17 protein-coding genes and 1 tRNA gene are annotated in these 18,530 nt (G+C 68.2%); 11 read left to right on the forward strand and 7 right to left on the reverse strand.

The window, feature by feature from the left end; genetic code table 11:
- Positions 1-10: 10 nt before the first annotated feature.
- A complete protein-coding gene (gene serS, locus DWG18_RS04855; protein ID WP_115645927.1) occupies positions 11-1,291 on the forward strand; it encodes a serine--tRNA ligase in 1,281 nt (426 codons plus the stop codon).
- A gap of 63 nt (positions 1,292-1,354) precedes the next feature.
- On the opposite strand, the gene DWG18_RS04860 is transcribed toward serS, so the two are convergent.
- Positions 1,355-1,927, reverse strand: coding sequence for an NAD(P)H-dependent oxidoreductase (locus DWG18_RS04860; protein ID WP_115645929.1), 573 nt, complete (start codon positions 1,925-1,927; stop codon positions 1,355-1,357).
- 110 nt (positions 1,928-2,037) lie between these two features.
- Here DWG18_RS04860 and DWG18_RS04865 point away from each other — a divergent pair, with 110 nt between their 5' ends.
- On the forward strand, positions 2,038-3,033 hold the full coding sequence (locus DWG18_RS04865; protein ID WP_115645931.1) for a LysR substrate-binding domain-containing protein: 996 nt from the start codon (positions 2,038-2,040) through the stop codon (positions 3,031-3,033).
- 59 nt (positions 3,034-3,092) lie between these two features.
- A tRNA-Ser gene (locus tag DWG18_RS04870) sits at positions 3,093-3,182 on the forward strand.
- Positions 3,183-3,229: 47 nt separating this feature from the next.
- On the opposite strand, the gene DWG18_RS04875 is transcribed toward DWG18_RS04870, so the two are convergent.
- Positions 3,230-4,960, reverse strand: a complete 1,731-nt coding sequence (locus DWG18_RS04875) for an EAL domain-containing protein (RefSeq protein WP_162823713.1) — start codon at positions 4,958-4,960, stop codon at positions 3,230-3,232.
- Between the two features lie 133 nt (positions 4,961-5,093).
- On the opposite strand from DWG18_RS04875, the gene DWG18_RS04880 reads away from it, so the two are divergent.
- The 4 genes from DWG18_RS04880 to DWG18_RS04895 all read left to right on the forward strand — a co-directional run bounded on the left by DWG18_RS04880 (position 5,094) and on the right by DWG18_RS04895 (position 7,842).
- A complete protein-coding gene (locus DWG18_RS04880; protein WP_115645935.1) occupies positions 5,094-5,678 on the forward strand; it encodes a sigma-70 family RNA polymerase sigma factor in 585 nt (194 codons plus the stop codon).
- A complete protein-coding gene (locus DWG18_RS04885; protein WP_115645937.1) occupies positions 5,675-6,175 on the forward strand; it encodes a hypothetical protein in 501 nt (166 codons plus the stop codon). The genes DWG18_RS04880 and DWG18_RS04885 overlap by 4 nt, the downstream gene beginning before the upstream one ends.
- An 11-nt stretch (positions 6,176-6,186) precedes the next feature.
- Positions 6,187-7,110, forward strand: coding sequence for a DUF4097 family beta strand repeat-containing protein (locus DWG18_RS04890; protein WP_115645939.1), 924 nt, complete (start codon positions 6,187-6,189; stop codon positions 7,108-7,110).
- Between the two features lie 75 nt (positions 7,111-7,185).
- Complete coding sequence (locus tag DWG18_RS04895) at positions 7,186-7,842, forward strand: response regulator (RefSeq protein WP_115645941.1); 657 nt, start codon at positions 7,186-7,188, stop codon at positions 7,840-7,842.
- A 95-nt stretch (positions 7,843-7,937) separates the two neighbouring features.
- On the opposite strand, the gene rne is transcribed toward DWG18_RS04895, so the two are convergent.
- Positions 7,938-11,162, reverse strand: a complete 3,225-nt coding sequence (rne, locus tag DWG18_RS04900; protein ID WP_115645943.1) for a ribonuclease E — start codon at positions 11,160-11,162, stop codon at positions 7,938-7,940.
- A gap of 439 nt (positions 11,163-11,601) precedes the next feature.
- Between rne and DWG18_RS04905 the strand changes: the two genes are divergently transcribed.
- Positions 11,602-12,576 (forward strand): RluA family pseudouridine synthase, encoded by a 975-nt coding sequence (locus tag DWG18_RS04905; RefSeq protein WP_115645945.1) that lies wholly within the window; start codon positions 11,602-11,604, stop codon positions 12,574-12,576.
- 9 nt (positions 12,577-12,585) lie between these two features.
- On the opposite strand, the gene DWG18_RS04910 is transcribed toward DWG18_RS04905, so the two are convergent.
- The gene (locus tag DWG18_RS04910) at positions 12,586-13,002 is read right to left on the reverse strand and encodes an energy transducer TonB (RefSeq protein WP_162823714.1); all 417 of its coding nucleotides are present in this window, start codon (positions 13,000-13,002) and stop codon (positions 12,586-12,588) included.
- Between the two features lies 1 nt (position 13,003).
- Positions 13,004-13,339 carry a 4a-hydroxytetrahydrobiopterin dehydratase gene (locus tag DWG18_RS04915; protein ID WP_115645949.1) on the reverse strand — a complete coding sequence of 112 codons (336 nt, stop codon included), beginning with the start codon at positions 13,337-13,339 and terminating at the stop codon, positions 13,004-13,006.
- A 124-nt stretch (positions 13,340-13,463) separates the two neighbouring features.
- On the opposite strand from DWG18_RS04915, the gene DWG18_RS04920 reads away from it, so the two are divergent.
- Both DWG18_RS04920 and DWG18_RS04925 read left to right on the forward strand, forming a co-directional pair.
- Positions 13,464-14,060: an NfuA family Fe-S biogenesis protein gene (locus DWG18_RS04920; RefSeq protein WP_115645951.1), complete on the forward strand. Its 597-nt coding sequence runs from the start codon at positions 13,464-13,466 to the stop codon at positions 14,058-14,060.
- A gap of 16 nt (positions 14,061-14,076) precedes the next feature.
- Entirely contained in the window at positions 14,077-15,855 is a 1,779-nt protein-coding gene (locus DWG18_RS04925; RefSeq protein WP_115645953.1) for a hypothetical protein, read from the forward strand.
- Between the two features lie 417 nt (positions 15,856-16,272).
- Here DWG18_RS04925 and DWG18_RS04930 read toward each other — a convergent pair whose 3' ends face one another.
- Positions 16,273-16,728, reverse strand: coding sequence for a c-type cytochrome (locus DWG18_RS04930; protein ID WP_115645955.1), 456 nt, complete (start codon positions 16,726-16,728; stop codon positions 16,273-16,275).
- Between the two features lie 8 nt (positions 16,729-16,736).
- On the reverse strand, positions 16,737-17,129 hold the full coding sequence (locus tag DWG18_RS04935; protein WP_115645956.1) for a cytochrome c: 393 nt from the start codon (positions 17,127-17,129) through the stop codon (positions 16,737-16,739).
- Between the two features lie 280 nt (positions 17,130-17,409).
- Here DWG18_RS04935 and DWG18_RS04940 point away from each other — a divergent pair, with 280 nt between their 5' ends.
- Positions 17,410-18,522: an efflux RND transporter periplasmic adaptor subunit gene (locus tag DWG18_RS04940; RefSeq protein WP_115645958.1), complete on the forward strand. Its 1,113-nt coding sequence runs from the start codon at positions 17,410-17,412 to the stop codon at positions 18,520-18,522.
- Positions 18,523-18,530: the final 8 nt, after the last annotated feature.

Genomic DNA, 18,530 nt, shown 5'->3' on the forward strand with positions numbered 1-18,530 from the left:
GAACGCTCCCATGCTCGATCCGGTCCTGCTGCGCCAGCGCCCCGCCGAAGTCGCCGAACGTCTTGCCGCCACGCGCGGCTATTCGCTCGATGCGTCGGTGCTCGAGTCATTGGAGGCGGAGCGTAAGCAGATCCAGACGCGCACCCAGGAGCTGCAGAACCTGCGCAACACGCGCAGCAAGGCGATCGGGCAGGCCAAGGCCAAGGGCGAGGACGTTGCGCCGCTGATGGCGGAAGTCGCCGGCATCGCCGACGAGCTGAAGGCGAGCGAGGCGCGCCTCGAAGTCATCCGCGAGGAACTCGAAGCGATCGCGCTCGGCGTGCCGAACATTCCGTACGAGTCGGTACCCGTGGGTGCCGACGAGAGCGCGAACGTCGAACAGAGTCGGTGGGGCACGCCGCGTGTTTTCGATTTCGCGGTGCGCGACCACGTCGAACTCGGCGCGCGCAACGGCTGGCTCGACGGCGACACCGCCGCGAAGTTGTCGGGCGCGCGTTTTACCGTGCTGCGCGGTGGCCTGGCGCGACTGCATCGCGCACTCGCGCAGTTCATGCTCGACCTGCACACCGGCGAGCACGGCTACACCGAAGTGAACGTGCCACTGCTGGTGAACGCCGATTCCATGCGCGGCACCGGCCAGCTGCCGAAGTTCGAAGATGATCTCTTCGCGACGGCGGTCGGCGAGTCGAAGCGCTACCTGATCCCGACGTCGGAAGTGCCGCTGACCAACATCGTGCGCGACGAGATCGTCGAAGACGCACAGCTGCCGATGCGCATGACCGCGCATTCGATGTGCTTCCGCGCAGAAGCCGGCAGCCACGGCCGCGACACGCGCGGCATGATCCGTCAGCACCAGTTCGAGAAGGTCGAACTGGTGTCGATCGCGCGGCCGGGCGAGAGCGAGGTCGAGCACGAGCGCATGACGCGTGCCGCGGAAGTGGTGCTGGAGCGCCTCGGCCTTCCGTATCGCCGCATGCTGCTGTGTACGGGCGACATGGGTTTCTCGGCGTCGAAGACCTACGACCTCGAGGTCTGGCTGCCGTCGCAGAACGCGTACCGCGAGATTTCGTCCTGCTCCAACTGCGACGCCTTCCAGGCGCGCCGCATGCAGGCGCGCTGGCGCAATCCGGCGACGGGCAAGCCCGAGCCGGTGCACACGCTCAACGGGTCGGGTGTCGCCGTCGGCCGCGCGATGATCGCGGTGATGGAGAACTACCAGCAGGCCGACGGCAGCATCGTCGTCCCGGACGTGCTGCGGCCGTACATGGGTGGCGTCGACGTGCTGCGCTGAGCGATCGACGCCGCGACACCGACGGGCCCGCCATGACCGGCGGGCCCGTTTCGTTTCAACGGATCACGCCGCCTGCGGCAGCTCGACGTCGAGCGACGCGACGGCCGCATCGATGGCATTGCGGCGATGCTCCGGCGAGAACGCGACGCCGTCCGCGCGGATGAAGCGCACGTCAGGCACGCCGAGGAAGCCGAAAAGCTGGCGCAGATAGGGCTCGACGAAGTCCGTCGGCTGGCCCGCGTGCGCGCCGCCGGACGCGACCGCCACGATCACCGTCTTGCCGTGCACCAGGCCCTCCGGACCGTTCGCGCCGTAGCGGAACGTCTTCCCGGCCACGCTGACGCGGTCGATCCACGCCTTGAGCGTCGACGGAATGCTGAAGTTGTACATCGGCGCCCCGATCACGACGGTGTCGGCGGCGAGGAATTCGTCGAGCACGGCAGCCGACTGCGCGGTGGCCTCGTCGTTGGCGAACGTAGCGGCCGACAGGTGCGGCAGGGCGTCGGTATCGAGGTCGCGGTGGACGACCTCAAGCGCCGGATCCAGCCGGCGCTGCTGGTCCACTACGGCGGCCGTGAGCTCGCGGGTGACGGAGTTGGCGCCGAGGGCGCTGGAGTCGAGGCGGAGCAGCTTCATGGGGTTCGTCCTGTCGGTGGTTCGAATCGGTGGACAGAACGTAGGTTGTTGCATGGATGGAATTAAGGTGGTCTAATGTCACGTACCGTTGCGGGCATGGAACTGTCGTCATGAACGATCTGAATGACCTGTACTACTTCGCGGCCGTCGTGGAGCACTCCGGTTTCGCCGCGGCGGAACGTGCGCTCGGTATTCCGAAGTCGCGACTGAGCCGCCGCATCAGCCAACTGGAAACGGATCTCGGCGTGCGCCTCTTGCAGCGTTCGACGCGCCGTTTCGCCGTCACCGACGTCGGCCAGAGCGTGTATCGCCACGCGCAGTCGATGCTGGAAGAAGCGAAGGCCGCGCGCGAAGTCGTCGACCGCCTGAGTGCGGAGCCGCGCGGCGTCATCCGCGTGAGCGTGCCCGTCGGCATCGCACAGCAACACATGCCCAAGCTGCTGCCGGAATTCCTCGCGCTGTACCCGCAGGTGCGCGTGCAGATGCACATCAGCAACCGCCGCGTGGACGTCATCAACGAAGGTTTCGACGTCGCGCTGCGCGTGCGTACGAAGCTCGACGACGACGGCAGCCTGGTGATGCGCAGCTTCGGCCAGATCCAGGAGTTGCTGGTCGCGAGCCCGCAGTACCTCAAGCGCATGGGGCGGCCGAAGTCGCCGGACGAGCTCACCGAGCACGTCACCATGTCGATGAGCGAGGACGAGGCGCGGCAGCGCTGGGAACTGCACGGTCGCGACGGCGAAGTGCGTCGCATGGAGTTGAAGCCGCGCATCATGGGCTTCGATTTCCCCATGCTGATGCAGCTGGCGAAGCAGGGCATCGGTATCACGCTACTGCCGGAAACGATCTGCGCCGAAGCGGTGCGCACGGGCGAGCTGGAAGTGGTGCTGCCCGACTGGCGCCTGCCGCAGGGCATCTTCCATGCGGTGTTCGCGTCGCGTCGCGGCATGCTGCCGGCGGTTCGCGTGTTCATCGACTTCCTGGCCGAACGTGCGCCCGCGATGGTCGAATCCGCGCGGCTGCAGTGCTCGGAGATCCACGGTCGCCCGTGCACGGAAGAGCAGAAGGCGGCCGCATCGCGTGGCAGGGAAACCGCGACGGCCTGAGGCCGTGCGACAATGTCCACGCATCGAAACGCCGGCCCAGATGCCGGCGTTTCGACATCGGAGAGGTGGCCGAGTGGTTTAAGGCAGCGGTCTTGAAAACCGCCGAAGGGTTAAACCTTCCGTGGGTTCGAATCCCACCCTCTCCGCCATTTACGAAAAGGGCTTCCGATCGGAAGCCCTTTTTCTTTGCATGGCTTCAGCGGGCCCATGCGCTGCGTGCGATCACTGTCTCCGAACGCTTCGGCTGCCCGAGCAGCCAACGGGTCATGACGTTGCGGTCCAGCGGGCGGCTGAAATAGAAGCCCTGCTGCGCCTCGCAGTGCGTCGCTTCGAGGAAGCGTGACTGCGCTTCCGTCTCCACGCCTTCCGCCACAATGCCCAGGTCCAGCGTGTGCGCGAGGTTCACGATCGCCAGTGCGACCGTGCAGCTCATCGCGTCTTCAGGCACGCGTTCGACGAAGGAACGATCGAGCTTGATGCGATCGACGGGCAGCTTGGCGAGGTAGCCGAGCGACGAATAGCCGGTGCCGAAGTCGTCGATGGCGAGCGACGCGCCCATCGAACGCAGATCGTCGAGCACCGTGTCGCCGGGTCGACTGTAGTCGACGAGTTGCTGCTCGGTGATCTCGATCTCGACGTCCCCCGAGGTCAGGCCAGTGCGTTCGAGGACGTCGGCGACGCGCTCGAGCAGGTTCGGATCGTTGAGTTCGCCGGCGCAGAAATTCACGCACATGCGCAAAGGCGGAATGCCCATGTCGCGCCACGAACGCGCCTGCCGGCACGCCTCGCCGAGACACCAGACGCCGAGGTCGCGGATCAGCCCGGAGCCTTCGGCGAGCGAGATCAGCTCGTGCACCGGGTAGCCCGCGAGCGCCGGATGTTCGCAGCGCAGCAACGCCTCCATGCCGACGACGCGACCATCGCGCGTGTCGATCTGCGGCTGGTAGTGGAGGGTGAAGGCTTCGCAGTCGAGGGCCTCGCGCAGCATCGCGCGATCGGTGCCGAGGCGATGCGCGATGCGGTCCATGTCTTCGGTGAAGTAGTGGTAGCCGCCGCGGTGGTCGGACTTGACCTTGTAGAGCGCGACGTCGGCCATGCGCAGCAACTGCTTGGTGTCGACGGAGTCGCGCGGAAACACCGCGATGCCGATGCTCGCGCCGATGTGCAGCTCCGCGCGGTCGATGCGGAAGGGGCGTGCGAGCGCTTCGACGATCTGGGCGGCAACGCGCCCGCCCACGGTCGGGTCATCGACGTCGGTCTGCACCAGCACGAACTCGTCGCCACCGAGGCGCGCGACGAAATCGGTCGACCGCACGACCTTGGTGATGCGCTGCGCTACGCGCCGCAGCAACTCGTCGCCCATCGCATGGCCATGCCGATCGTTGACCACCTTGAAGTGGTCGAGATCGATCATGTGCACGACCATCATCCGCCGCGAACGCGCCGCGGCCTGCGCGGTGTCGACGAGCTTCTCGTCGAGCGCGGTGCGGTTCGCGAGCCCGGTCAGCGGGTCCATGCGCGCGAGGAGCATCATCTTCTCTTCGTCACGCTTGCGCGCCGTGGCGTCGCGCGCCACCTGCAGGAAGCCGGCGAGTCGGCCCTGCGCGTCGCGCACGGGTGAGAGCAGGCATTCGGCCCAGAAGTGGCTGCCATCGCGGCGCACCAGACAGCGGATGTCCCAAGCGCGCCCTTCCTCCAGCGCAGCGTGCACGGCGGCGTCGAGCGCACCGGCTTCGCGGTCATCGGGGCTGAACAGGTTGGCGACCGGGTGGCCACACATCTCGTCGGCCGTGTACAGGAAGAGGCGCTCGGCTCCGACGCTCCACAGGCGGACCCGCCCGTCGGGGTCGACGATGATCACGGCGTAGTCCGCCATGCTTTCCAGCAGTGCGGAGAGCAGGCCAGGACTGTCGAGGTCGAGCCGCATGCCGTGGACTCCAGCGGGTGGAACACGGGGCGGGGCCGGACGCCACGCCATCAGTCACGCTGGCACCGGGGGGATCGAAACGAAGTGACGACGCGCATTTAAACCGTCGGCTGCCCGGCCGCATCCGAGGGTTATGCTCACCGCCGTGCTCGACGTCCCCTCGAACGCCGCCATCTCCCCCGTGGATGAGGACCGCGCGCTCGTCGCGTCGGCCACGTCGGGAAGCACCGCCGCGTTCGAATCGCTGTATCGCCGCCATGCGGGCCGGGTGCACGGCGTGATCTGCCGCCTCGTGGGCGGGCAGGGCACGCGCGCCGAGGACCTCACCCAGGAAACCTTCGTGCGCGCCTGGCAGGCGTTGCGCGATTTCCGGCACGACGCCGCGTTCGGCACCTGGCTGCACCGCCTGGCCGTCAACACCACGCTGATGGACATGCGCAGCCGTCGCGTGCGCGGCCACGACCAGGGCGACGACGACGGGCTCGACATGGTCGGCCTGCAGGACTCCGCGGGCAGCGGCACGGCGTTGCGGATGGACCTGGAAAAAGCGGTGGCGAGCCTGCCGCCGCGGGCGAGGGCGGTGCTCGTCCTCTACGACATCGAAGGCTGGCGCCACGAGGAAATCGCCGAAGAACTCGGCATGGCCGTCGGCAGTTCCAAAGCGCAGTTGCACCGCGCGCGCGGCCTGTTGCGCGAACGGTTGGGAGAAGCCGCATGAATCACCACGACGACGAACGCATTCCACTCGACGAAGACAGCACGCTGTCCGACGCGTTGCGCTGGCAGCTCCGTGCGCAGCGACGCGATATCGCGCCGCCGACGGACCTGTGGGCCGGGATCGCCGCACGGCTCGAGACGCCCGCACCGCGCGTGGTGAGCCGCAGTCGCACGCCGTGGTACGCGATGGCCGCAAGCGTTTTGCTAGCGATCGGCGCCGGCACGCTGGTGCAGCGCGTCGGCGTGTCGCCAACCGACACCGTCGCCCACCGCGAAGCCCAGACGCTGACTCGCGAATACGATCGCGCACTGCGCTCGATGCCGGCCGACGCGTCGTCCTCCACCGAACTTGCCCCTGCGATCGCCGAGCTCGACCGCAGCGCCCGCCAGATCCGCCGCGCCCTCGAGCGCGATCCCGACTCGCGACTGCTGCTCGATCAGCTGCGTCGCACCTATTCGCTCCGGCTCTCGCTCTCGCAGCGCGCGGTCGTGGGCTGACCGGAGACCCCATGAAGACCGCCATGCACATCAGCACACTCGCGCTCGCTACTGCGCTCGCGCTCGCCGTCGCTCCCGCGGTGGCGGGCACGCCCATCAACCAGACGCGACCGCTCGATCCGCGCGGCCGCGTCGAGATCGAGAACGTCAAGGGCAGTATCGACGTCCGCGCCTGGGACCGACCCGAAGTGAAGATCGAGGGCACGCTTGGCGAAGGCGTCGAGAAGCTCGAGATCGAAGGCAGCGGGGATTCATTGCGTATCGCGGTGAAGTACCCGGAAAGCCACGGTTTCGGTCGCCTGATGGGCGGACGTTCCTCGGAGCCGACGACGCTCAGGATCACCGTGCCCACGCGTGCCGATCTGGACATCTCGGCGGTGTCCGCCGACGTCACCGCCTGGGGCGTTGCGCCGTCCAAGCTCAGCATCGACAACGTCAGCGGCAACACGAAAGTTGCCGCAGCCGCGGATCGCGTCGACGTCAACAGCGTGAGCGGCGACGTGGACCTGACCATCAATCGCGCCGACGTCGACGTACAGAGCGTGAGCGGCGACATCCGGCTCAGCGGTCGACTGGGTCGCGACATCGGTGTGGAATCGGTATCCGGCGGCATCAACGTCGACGTGATCGATTCACAGGTCGAGCGCTTCGAAGGCACCAGCGTCAGCGGCGACATCGGCATCCAGACCGCACTCGCGCCGCATGCGCGCATGAAGCTCGAAACTGTGAGCGGCGACGTCAAGCTGCTGTTGCCGCGCAACGTGTCGGCGGAAGTGCGGGGCGAAAGCTTCAGCGGCACGCTGCGTGCGCCGGGCGCAACCATCGCGCGCCCCGAACACGGCCCCGGCTCGAACTTCCGCCAGCGTTACGGCAATGGCGACGCCGAAGTCTCGATCGAGACGTTCTCGGGCGACGCGGAACTCAAGCTGGACTGACGCGGCCGGTTGCGCCGGCCTCGCTGCGCCAGTAGCCTTTTTCCCGGGGAAATTCCGTATCAACCGGGGGAAAGGATGTCCATCCGCGTTTTTCTGATCGATGACCACGCGATCGTGCGCACTGGAATGCGCATGATCCTGTCGCAGCACACCGACATCGAGGTCGTCGGCGAGGCCGAAAGCGGCGAGCTGGCACTGCCGCAGATCCGCCAGCTCAAGCCGGACGTCGTGCTCTGCGACGTGCACCTGCCGGGCCTCAGCGGCCTCGAAGTCACCGAGCGCATCGTGCGCGGCGATTACGGCGCGCGCGTCATCATCGTCTCCGTGCTCGAAGATGGTCCACTGCCCAAGCGCATGATCGAAGCCGGTGCGCACGGCTACGTCGGCAAGGCAGGCGATCCGACCGAACTTCTGCGTGCGATCCGCGATGTCGCGCTGGGTCGCAAGTACCTGGCGCCGTCGGTCGCGCAGAACCTCGCGCTCGCAGGCATTGGTGGTGGCACGTCGCCGTTCGACGACTGCTCGCCGCGCGAAATCGAGATCGCGCTGCTGCTGGTGCAGGGCCTGCAGCAGCAGGAAATCGCGCGTCGCCTGAGCCTGAGCCCGAAGACGGTCAACACGCACAAGAGCCGCATGTTCGAGAAGCTCGGCCTGTCGATCAGCGATACCGTCGGGCTTGCACGACTGGTGGCGCAGTACGGTCTGGCGGATCCGTCGACCGTGGTGCGTTAGCAGGCGGAAGGAATCATTGGCGACGTAAAGAAAAGGGCCGCATTCGCGGCCCTCTTCTGTTTCCGAACGATGCCGGACTCGCGTCCGGCGTGCGATCAGCTGTGGCGCGGATCGTCATTGCCGAGCAGGTCGCCCTGCGACGGCGCGGCGTCCACACCGCCCGGCAGCGCGTTGATACTCGCGACATCGCGCGACACCGGCGCACCGGCGCTGCCGTGCTCGATGTCTTCGGACGCGCCGGTGTCGACGACCATTTCATTGGTCGACGTGGTGTCGGCCAGGAACGGCGTCTCGATCGCATCGCCCGCGTCGTTGATCGACTCGGCACCCGGCTCGAGCGCGACAGCGTTCGTCGAGGTGTCGGGGCTGTTTTCGATCGCCGCGGCAATGGGCGTCGCGGCTTCGACGGTCTCGATCTGCTCGGTCGTCGGCGTGGCGATCGCATCGTCGGCCTTCGCGAACGTTGCGGGCGTCGACACAGCCACAGGCGCGGCGGCGTCGGCCGACGCGGTCTCCACTGCGGGCGAGGGCGCTGACACGAGCGGCTGCGCAACCGCCGGCGGTGCCGACGTCGTGCCTTCGATCGACGAGCTCATGACGCGATCGGCCTGCGGCGTTTCGGCGATGGCGGGTTCCGCGATGACGACCGAGCCCGTGGTGCTGATGGGTGCAATCACTTCGCGCGTGGCGTTCGCAGACGGTGCCGACACCGGAACTTCCGCGCGCTCGGCTGCGTCGGCGGTGAGCGCCGCAGCGGCCATCGCGACGGGCGCAACGACGGCGGTCGGCTTGGTTTCGGGCGCACGCGGCGTGGACGGGATGTCGTCGAACTCGAACTCCGGCTGGGCGCGGTTCGGAGCCGGCGCAGCGTCGACCGCGGTGTCGACGGTCTCGTCGTCACCGGCGTCGTCGCCGTCCTGCAGATCGCCATCCAGCGAATCCATCGAATCCATGCCCTCGGCGCCTTCGGCACCGCCGCGACGACGACGACGACCACCGCGGCGGCCGCGACGGCGACGCGCGCCGTTCTCGGCCTTCGCCGCATCGCCGCCCTCGATCTGCTCCGCGGCGACCGCGGCTGCATCGACCGCTTCGGTCACCACGGGCATCGCGGTCAGCTCGTTCGTCGGCAGCGTTTCCGCGGCACTGACAGGCACCGCGACCACCGGTTTCGCCGTCGGCTCAGCCTGCGACTGCGACTGCGGCTGCGGCTGCGCCTGTTGCTGCGGACGCTGCGGCTTCGGCTCGCGCTGCGCGTTCGCTTCAGCCTGCTGCGCGTTCTCCCGCTCGGGACGCGGCGGACGGCTCTGCTGCTGCGGCTGCGGTTGCTGTTGCTGCTTCTGCTGTTGCGGCGGCTGGCCACCACGCTCGTTCTGCTGTCGGTTCTTGCCCGGCTGCTGCGGCTGACCGCCCTTGTTCGCGTTCTGCTGCTGGCCTTGCTGCGGCGGGCGCCCGTTCTGGCGCTCATCGCGACGCTGCTCGTTGCGACGGCTGCGGTCATTGCGATCGTTTCGTTCGCTGCGATCGCGACGGCCCTGATCGCCACGCGAATCACGCGACGGCGCGGGCGCCGGCGGCGGGGCGACCGGCGTCTGGCCGCGGAAGAAACGCAGCATGCGTTCGACCAGGCCGACCGAATGCGTCGGCGTGGGCGTCGGTGCGACCGGAGCCGCGGCCACGGGCGCAGGCGCCTGCTCCTTCGGCTCGCGCAGCGGTGCGGGCGTCACCGGCTTGACGTTGGTCACCGCGGGCGGCGGCGGCACGTTGAGGTTGGCCTTGGTCAGCGCGTGCGTCGGCAGCTTGCGCGGCGTGCCGCGCTGGTAGCTCGGCTTGCTCGCTTCCTCGCCGAGTTCGTTCTCGCGCAAACGCGTGACTTCGAAGTGCGGCGTCTCCAGCTGGTCGTCGGCGACGATGACGATCGGCGCATCGTGGCGCTGTTCGATCTCGGCCAGCGCGCGGCGCTTCTCGTTGAGGAGGAAGTTCGCGATCTCGACCGGGGCCTGCACCAGCACCTGTCCGGTGTTGTCCTTCATCGCGTGCTCTTCGGCCAGACGCAGCACCGACAGCGACAGTGACTCGACGCTGCGCATACGTCCGTGGCCTTCGCAACGCGGGCAGACGATCTGGCTCGACTCGCCCAGCGACGGGCGCAGGCGCTGGCGCGACATCTCGAGCAGGCCGAAACGCGAAATGCGGCCGATCTGAACGCGCGCGCGGTCATGACGCAGCGCGTTCGACAGCCGGTTCTCGACCTCGCGCTGGTGCTTGGTCGACGACATATCGATGAAGTCGATGACCACAAGGCCGCCGAGATCGCGCAGGCGCATCTGCCGCGCGACTTCCTCGGCTGCTTCGAGGTTGGTATTGAACGCCGTTTCCTCGATGTCGCCGCCCTTGGTGGCGCGCGCCGAGTTCACGTCGATCGCGGTCAGCGCTTCGGTCTGGTCGATGACCAGTGCGCCACCCGACGGCAGCTTCACCGTGCGCTCGTAGGCGTTCTCAATCTGCGACTCGATCTGGTAGCGGTTGAAGAGCGGAACGTCGTCGGTGTAGTGCTTGAGCTTGCGGACGTTGTGCGGCATCACCTGCTGCACGAAGTCGCGCGCTTCGGCGTACATCTCCGGCGTGTCGACCAGCACTTCGCCGATGTCCGGGCGCATGTAGTCGCGCAGCGCGCGGATGATCAGGCGCGATTCCTGGTAGATCAGGAACGGTGCCGGCTTGGACAGCGCGGCTTCGCAGACGGCGCGCCAGATCTGCAGCAGGTAGTCGAGGTCCCACTGCAGCTCTTCGGCATCGCGGCCGACGCCGGCGGTGCGGATGATGACGCCCATGTCGTCCGGGATCGTCAGCGCGTCCATGGCCTTCTTCAGCTCGGCGCGGTCCTCGCCCTCGATGCGACGCGACACGCCGCCCGCCGTCGGCGAGTTGGGCATCAGCACCATGTAGCGGCCGGCGAGCGAAATGAACGTCGTCAGCGCCGCGCCCTTGTTGCCGCGTTCTTCCTTGTCGACCTGGACGACGACTTCCTGGCCTTCCTTCAGAAGCTCCTTCAGACCGGCCTTGTTCGGATCGACGCCTGCCTGGAAGTAGTCGCGTGAGATTTCCTTGAGCGGGAGGAACCCGTGGCGCTCGGCGCCGTATTCGACGAAGGCCGCTTCGAGCGAGGGCTCGAGACGGGTGATGCGGCCCTTGTAGATGTTCGACTTCTTCTGTTCCTTCGACGGCTGTTCGATGTCGATGTCGTACAGATTCTGGCCGTCGACGATCGCGACGCGCAGTTCTTCCGCCTGCGTCGCGTTGATGAGCATTCGCTTCATTGGTGTGGCGTCCTCGCGCGCAATCCGCGCGACGGCGCCGTGGCGTCCGCCTCTGGGCACGGGCCTCTGTCGCGCGAGTCGCGCGGTCGAGGGCCCCACTTCCAGCGCTGCACACCACGGCGGGCCGCGGGAGCGCTTGTTCGTAAAACGTGTTGGGTATCTCGGGGGCCGGCGGCCGCGTCGGGCAGGGCCGTCGGCGTCGCACGGGGCGCTTGTGTCATTACGCGACGGCGTCACCCGTCGGGCGAGGGCCAGTCTCGTCGGCGCGCGCTGCTAACATGGTCGACCCCGCGGGTCGTGGTCAGGCGCGCGCCGCATCGCGGAAGGTGGGCTTTCGGCCCCGGTCGCACCAGCCGTCCAGGCTGGGGGATAAAGCGGCGCTTCTTCCAGCGAAATCAAAACCTTATCTCGCGACGCGAGTTTAACAGATAACCTCTTCATGACCCAGCCGGCCCCGACCGGCGCCCGGACCGTCCGCGTCCCCGATGACCGCGACGGCCAGCGCCTCGACAACTTCCTGCTGGGCCAGCTCAAGGGCGCCCCGCGCTCGCTGGTCTACAAGCTGGTCCGGTCCGGCCAAGTCCGGGTGAACGGCGGTCGCGCCAAGGCCGACCGCAAGCTGGAGGCGGGCGACGAGGTCCGCATTCCGCCGGTGCGGCTGGCCGAGGAGGGTGAGAAAGCGCCGCCGCCCAAGGGCCTGCTGGCCGCGCTCGAAGCGGCGATCGTATTCGAGGACGCCCGTCTGCTCGCCCTCAACAAGCCGGCCGGGCTGGCCAGCCACGGCGGCAGCGGCATCAGCCACGGCGCGATCGAGTCGCTGCGTGCGCTGCGTCCCGGCCAGACGCTGGAGCTGGTGCATCGTCTCGACCGCGATACCTCGGGGCTGCTCGTCGTCGCGAAGAAGCGTTCGGCGCTCGCCGAGTTGCAGGGGCTGATGCGGGAAGGGTCCGAAGCCGCGGGCGAAGCGTCGCGCCCCGACATCGAGAAGCGCTACCTCGCACTGCTGGTCGGCCGCATGCCCGACGGCACGATGTCGGTCGACGCGCCGCTGCACGTCGGTCTGCGCCAGGGCGGCGAGCGCCACGTGCAGGTCAATGCGGCGGGCAAATCCTCGCTGAGCCACTTCCGGGTGCTCGAGCGTCGCGCCGGCCATTCGTACTGCGAGGTACGCATCGAGACCGGTCGCACGCACCAGATCCGCGTGCATTCGGCGCACATCGGCCATCCGGTCGCGGGTGACGACAAGTACGGCGATCCGGACGTCAACAAGCGCCTTCGCGAGCAGGCCGGCCTGAAGCGGATGTTCCTGCACGCGTCGACGCTGGAGTTCGCGCTGGATTCCGGGCGTACGCCTTACCTGCTCAACGCACCGCTCGCGCCCGAACTGATCGACGTGCTCGACCGCCTGCGCTGAGGCGCGGCGTCACTTCTTCTGCAGGGCTTCCACCGCGGCCTGCTCGCGGGCGTCGCAGGCTTCCGGGCGCTCGGACGGCACGTGGAACGTCATCGGCACGGTGATCCACTGCTGCGTCGGCTTCCCGGCCTGCAGCGCGGGATTGAACGTCCAGTCGCGCACCGCGGCTTCCGCCGACTTGTCGAGTTCCGCGCTGCCGCTGCCGGCAACGAGTTCGGTATTCGCGACGTGTCCGTCGACGCCGATCAGCACGCGCAACTGCACGGTGCCACCGACACCGGCGCAGGCGAGCGATTCCGGATAGCCCGGCGGCGGCGTATTCACCGCCGACGGCGGGGCCGTGCGACCGACCGGCGCCGGCGGCACGTTCTGGCTGCACCCGGTGAGCGCAAAAACAAGCCCGGTGGTCGCGATGAGGCGCTTCATGTCAGCGGACCAGCGCATCGGCCTTCGCCGCGCAGATGAAGTCGTTTTCGGACAGACCGCCGACGTCGTGCGTCGAATAGCGGACGACGCAGCGGTCGTAGTGCACGCCGAGGTCGGGATGGTGATCCTGCTCATGGGCGATGTACGCCAGCGCGTTGACGAACGCCATGGTCCGGTAATAGTCCGGGAACCGGAACGTACGCGTGATGGCCTGGCCGTCCTCCACGAGCTTCCAATCCGGCAGGTCGCGCAGGATTTCGGCGACCTTCGACGGATCGATGCGGTGCTCGGCGCCGCGGCGCGGCGTGCAGTGTTGCTGGGCGAGGTTCGACGGCATGGGGCACTCCTGTCGCGTTCGTCGACGGACTCGTCGGCGGATGACTGAATCGGCCCCGTATGCCGGCGGTCGCCTCGTGAAAGCGGCGCGATGAAGCGGCAGGAGCCGTGGCTAGAATAGCCGGATGATCGATATTTCCGAATCCGCGCAGACCCACTTCCGTCGCCTCATCGAGCGCGAAGCGATTCCGGGCCTGGGCGTGCGGTTGTCGGCGATGGACGCGGGGACGCCACGCGCCGACGTCCGCCTCGAATTCGCCGAGCCTGCCGACCTCCATGGTGACGAGTGGGCGATCGACTGCGACGGTTTCACGCTGTGGCTCGACGCGGCGAGCGTTCCGTACCTCGACGGCGCGAACATCGACTACGAAACGAAGGCGACCGGCGGGCAGCTGCAGATCCGCGCGCCCAAGATCAAGGGCGAAGCGCCGGGCGACAGCGCGAGCCTCGTCGACCGCGTGCGCTACGTGATCGACAACGAGGTGAATCCGCAGCTCGCCTCGCACCGGGGCCACGTCACGCTCGATTCGATCGACGCCGAAGGTGTTGTCTACCTGCGCTTCGGCGGCGGCTGCCACGGCTGTGGCATGGCGGATGTGACGCTGAAGCAGGGCATCGAGCGGCAGCTGATCGACAAGGTGCCCGGCGTGACCGCGGTACGCGACGCCACGGACCACGCGACCGGCGCCGCACCGTACATCCCGCGCGATTCGGCGGCCTGACCGAACCGCGCCGGCAGTGACCACCGCCGCCGACATCATCGATGCACTGAACTCCCGCGCCGGGCCGCAAAGCCGCCTGCGCGCAGCGGCGCGTGTCAGCTGGAACGCGTGGCTCGATCGCTGGGCGCAGAAGCCGGGGCGCGTTACCGGCGCGCCGGTCGACGACGTGGTGGCGATCCTCGCGTCGCGCGAGCTCGCCTCACCGCCGCCGCGCGCGATCGCGCTGAACCGCTGGCAGGCATTCGGGACGCTGTGGCGTCAGCACTGGCATCCCGCGTCGAAGGACGAGCGCAGCTGGCGCTGGATCGCCGGCGGCGTCGACACGCTGTGGCACGTGTTCCTCGTCCTGATGCTGTTGATCATCACGGCGCTGCGCTTCGAGCCGCCCGTGCCGAAGGACGAAGAACAGGAAGCGGTGCAGGTCGAATACATCGGCCGCGGCACGCCAGCCGAGGAAGGTGGCGGGCCCGCGCCTTCGCCCGCGGCATCGCAGGCGGAATCGTCGCCATCGCGTGCGGCTGCGTCGCAAGCCGCTGCATCGGCGGCGAGTGCGGCGCCAGCGCAGACCACCGCGTCGTCGACCCCGGCACCGACGCAGTCGATCGACATGTCGAAGCCCTCGCCGTCGACCGAAACACCGACGTCGCCGGCGGCCACGCCGCCGCAGCCCGTCCAGGTCTCGAAGGTGGTGTCGCAGGAACCGCCCACGTTCACGTTGCCGCCGACGTCGCTACCGACGCAGGCGATCGAAACCGAACGCGCGGAAGTGCCCGAAGTGCGCGTCATGCCGATTCCCGAACTCGCACGCGCGCCTGAGCTCAACGTGCCGACGCCACGCGTCGACATCGAACCGGTACAGACGAACGCGCCGAGCATCGTGACGCGTGACATCCCCGAAGCGGTGCGTCTGCCCTCGATGAGCGCGACGGTGACGCCGACCGTCGAAACACCGCGCGCCCAGGCGCAGTCGGTCGACGTGCAGGCACGCAATATTCCGGAACGCGCGAGCGCCGCATCGAACGCGGCGGCGACGAGCGCGACGGCAAGTTCCGCGCCCGCGAGCACCGGGACGCAGGCGTCGACTGCGCCGGGCCCGTCGACCAAACCCAACGCGTCGAGTGCGGCGTCGAGCGCGACGGGCACGTCGCCGGGTACTGCGGCAGCGGGTCCCACGACGGCGAGCCCGAGCGCGGGCGTCGGCACCGGCCCGAAGTCGACGCCAGCGCCCGGATCGTGGGCGACATCCAAGCGAGGCGACGACTGGGGGCAGGGCGACAAGAACCGGCCCGGCAACAGCCTGTACGACAGCAACGGGCGACCGAATCTCGCGCCCGGCCCAGGCTCGGCATCGGCGGGACATCCGCCCGGCATGATCACGCAGGAGATCAAGGATCTCGATCGCGCCGGCACCTGGCTCAAGCGCAAACCGAATCCGTACGAGCCAACGCGCTGGGATCGCGTGTGGCGTCCGAACGAGACGCTGCTCGAGGACTGGGTCGACAAGGGCGTCAAGCAGGTCGGCATTCCGATTCCGGGCACGAACAAGCGCATCGTCTGCATCATTTCGATCCTGCAGTTCGGTGGCGGTTGCGATATCTCCGATCCGAACCTGCAGGAGCAGCCTGCGGTCGCCCGTCCACCGCCGGATGTGCCGTTCAAACCGTCGCTGCAGGAAAACAACGGCGCGACCTGGGACAAGGACGGCAAGGCACCGCCGCCGCCCAAGCTGCCGGGGATGTTCGCGCCGCCGAAGTCGGGCGTGCCGCCGGGAACGACCACGAACGACGGCGGTTGAGCGCGCCGGCCGTTCGTGCGCGTGGCGTGCGATGCGGTCAGGTGCATTGGTTGCGCGGCCGCTGTGCGATCGGTTCCTGCGTCGACGTGTCTTGAATGCCTGAATCGACGGGTTGCGACGCGCTGACGTTGCGGCGTCGTGTGAGCGATGTCAGTTCGTCGCGCTGTCGATGTCACGGCGAATGCGACGTCGTCGTGCGACGTAGCCCCGATCAGTCGAGCGCTTGCGACGCTACCTGCGTGTATTCGCAGGGCGATACGGCGCGAACGAAACCCTCGACTGCGACGCTGGATGCTCGCCTCAAAGATCATTCGTCGCGCGACAAACATCTCGGTCGATGCACTCCGCAACACGAGGTCGAAAACGCGAACGGCCCGCATTGCGCGGGCCGTCCGGTGCATCGATGGCAACAGGAAATTACTTGCCCGTGCCTTCGTGCTCGTGCAGGTCGTAGACCTTGCGCTCGCGTGACGCGAAGTATGCGGCGAGGTCGGCGATGTCCTGGTCCTTCAGTTCCTTCGCCTGCGCAGCCATCAGCGAGTTCTGGCGACGACCGTCGCGGTACATCTCCAGCGCGTTCGCGACGTAGTCGGCGTACTGGCCGGCGAGGTAGGGGTAGCTGGCGTCGATCGGCGCCGCGCCTTCCTTGCCGTGGCACTCGATGCAGGCCTGGCCCGTGCCCGCCTGCTTGGTCGTTGCGAACTTTTCGCCGGCGGCGATGTTGCCGTCCGGCAGACCGGCGGAGGAATGCTCGGACACCGGCGCTTCGGCTTCGGCGGCCTTGCCTTCTTCGGTCTTCTGCGGACCGCAGGCGGTGAGGAGCAGGGCGATGGCGAGGGCGAGGCTGCCCGGCAGCAGTCGGTTGATCGTCATGGTCGGGCTCACTTCAGGCTCGAAACGTAGGCGGCGATGTCGGCGATGTCCTGCTCCGAGAAGCTCTGCGCCTGCGCCTGCATGGTCGGGTGCTTGCGCGTGCCCTGCTTGTAGCCGGTCAGCGCGTTGATCAGGAACTGCTCGTTCTGACCCGCGATCCGCGGCACGTGGTAGTTCGGGTACGCGTTCTTGTAGCCGGTGACGCCGTGGCAGCCCCTGCACGTATAGATGAGCTCGCGACCGCGGGCGGCATCGCCCTTCACGGGCGCGGCGGCGGGAGTCGCGGCCGGGGTGGCGGCGGGAGCAGCCGTCTCGGCGGCCGGGGCGGGGGTCTGCTGGGCATGCGCGCCGACGGCGAGCAGCGTGGTCAGGGCGAGGGCGGCGATCGTCAGCGGTCGCATGTTGGGGTCCGCGGTTCTCGTTCGGGCAGTGAGGAGATGCGACGCCGGGGCGTGCGCACAAGCGGCCGAGTATAGCCTGCAGCCTTCATTTCGACGACGGTCGGCGTCGATCCGGTGCTCTGGAACGCGTCTGATAGCGGTTCGGCTGCGCGGTCGTCGGCGTGCCATCGGCACCCGTGACCTTCGGCGCATGGGCGGTGTGAAGATGGGTGATATACCTATGTACAACACCGGCGTACTGCCCCGTATTTCCCGACATCGCCTCGAAGGACTCTTTCCGATGCGCACCCTTTTCGCCCCGCGCGCCCGTACGGCCCGCCTCGCTCTCGTCCTGTTGCCCTGCCTGGTCCTCGCGGCCTGCAAGGGCGGCGCCAAGCCCGAGGGCGAGGGCCCGGACGGCAAGAAGAAGGGACCGGACGCCATCCCGGTCGAGGTCGCGCTGGTGACCACGCGTCCCATCGCCGCCAGCTACACCGGCACCGCGCCGCTGGAGCCGCGCAGCGAGGCCCAGGTCGTCGCCAAGACGTCCGGTGTCGCGCTCGCGGTGTTCGCCGAAGAAGGGCAGGCGGTGCGCGCCGGGCAGACGCTGGTGCGCCTCGATGCCTCGCGCGCCGCATTGCAGGCCGCGCAGACCTCCGCGCAGATGCGCAAGCTCGAAGCGAACTACTCGCGCTCGCAGCAGCTGTCCGCGCAGAAGCTGATCTCGGCCAACGACATCGACCAGCTGAAGTTCGACCTCGAGAACGCGCGCGCCGCCAACCGCCTCGCCAATCTCGAGCTGTCGTACGCGAACGTGGTCGCGCCGATTTCCGGGGTGATCGCACAGCGCTCGATCAAGGCGGGCAATTTCGTGCAGATCAACACGCCGATCTTCCGCATCGTCGACACTTCGCATCTCGAGGCCGTGCTCAACGTGCCGGAGCGCGAGATGGCGACGCTCAAGGCGGGTCTGCCGGTGCAGCTGCAGGTCGACGCGCTGCCGGGTCGGCCGTTCACCGGCAAGGTCGATCGCGTTGCGCCCGTCGTCGATTCGGGCAGCGGCACGTTCCGCGTCATCTGCGCGTTCGACGGCGGTGGCACGCTTCAGCCGGGCATGTTCGGCCGCATCCGCATCGACTACGACCAGCGCACGAACGCGCTCGTCGTGCCGCGCGTCGCGCTGCTGGAAGACGATGCCGATCCGGCGGTCTACGTCGTGCGCGGCAAGAAGGCCGTGCGCGTGCCGGTGAAGCTCGGCTACACCGAAGGCGGCTGGATGGAGATCCGTTCGGGACTGAAGACGGGTGAGCAGGTCGTCGTCGCCGGCAAGACCGCGCTTCGCGAAGGCAGCGAAGTGCAGGTGCTGCCCGCGTCCGCCGCTGGCGCCGCCAGCACGTCCGTCGCGGCGCGCTGAGGAGCCGC

This window comes from Lysobacter sp. TY2-98 (assembly GCF_003367355.1).
Lineage (GTDB): Bacteria > Pseudomonadota > Gammaproteobacteria > Xanthomonadales > Xanthomonadaceae > Cognatilysobacter.

What these genes read in the sequence shown, in the direction of transcription:
- serS (WP_115645927.1), top strand. Translation starts at nt 11, where the DNA reads ATGCTCGATCCGGTCCTGCTGCGCCAGCGCCCCGCCGAAGTCGCCGAA.
- DWG18_RS04860 (WP_115645929.1), bottom strand. Translation starts at nt 1,927, where the DNA reads ATGAAGCTGCTCCGCCTCGACTCCAGCGCCCTCGGCGCCAACTCCGTC.
- DWG18_RS04865 (WP_115645931.1), top strand. Translation starts at nt 2,038, where the DNA reads ATGAACGATCTGAATGACCTGTACTACTTCGCGGCCGTCGTGGAGCAC.
- DWG18_RS04875 (WP_162823713.1), bottom strand. Translation starts at nt 4,960, where the DNA reads ATGCGGCTCGACCTCGACAGTCCTGGCCTGCTCTCCGCACTGCTGGAA.
- DWG18_RS04880 (WP_115645935.1), top strand. Translation starts at nt 5,094, where the DNA reads ATGCTCACCGCCGTGCTCGACGTCCCCTCGAACGCCGCCATCTCCCCC.
- DWG18_RS04885 (WP_115645937.1), top strand. Translation starts at nt 5,675, where the DNA reads ATGAATCACCACGACGACGAACGCATTCCACTCGACGAAGACAGCACG.
- DWG18_RS04890 (WP_115645939.1), top strand. Translation starts at nt 6,187, where the DNA reads ATGAAGACCGCCATGCACATCAGCACACTCGCGCTCGCTACTGCGCTC.
- DWG18_RS04895 (WP_115645941.1), top strand. Translation starts at nt 7,186, where the DNA reads ATGTCCATCCGCGTTTTTCTGATCGATGACCACGCGATCGTGCGCACT.
- rne (WP_115645943.1), bottom strand. Translation starts at nt 11,162, where the DNA reads ATGAAGCGAATGCTCATCAACGCGACGCAGGCGGAAGAACTGCGCGTC.
- DWG18_RS04905 (WP_115645945.1), top strand. Translation starts at nt 11,602, where the DNA reads ATGACCCAGCCGGCCCCGACCGGCGCCCGGACCGTCCGCGTCCCCGAT.
- DWG18_RS04910 (WP_162823714.1), bottom strand. Translation starts at nt 13,002, where the DNA reads ATGAAGCGCCTCATCGCGACCACCGGGCTTGTTTTTGCGCTCACCGGG.
- DWG18_RS04915 (WP_115645949.1), bottom strand. Translation starts at nt 13,339, where the DNA reads ATGCCGTCGAACCTCGCCCAGCAACACTGCACGCCGCGCCGCGGCGCC.
- DWG18_RS04920 (WP_115645951.1), top strand. Translation starts at nt 13,464, where the DNA reads ATGATCGATATTTCCGAATCCGCGCAGACCCACTTCCGTCGCCTCATC.
- DWG18_RS04930 (WP_115645955.1), bottom strand. Translation starts at nt 16,728, where the DNA reads ATGACGATCAACCGACTGCTGCCGGGCAGCCTCGCCCTCGCCATCGCC.
- DWG18_RS04935 (WP_115645956.1), bottom strand. Translation starts at nt 17,129, where the DNA reads ATGCGACCGCTGACGATCGCCGCCCTCGCCCTGACCACGCTGCTCGCC.
- DWG18_RS04940 (WP_115645958.1), top strand. Translation starts at nt 17,410, where the DNA reads ATGCGCACCCTTTTCGCCCCGCGCGCCCGTACGGCCCGCCTCGCTCTC.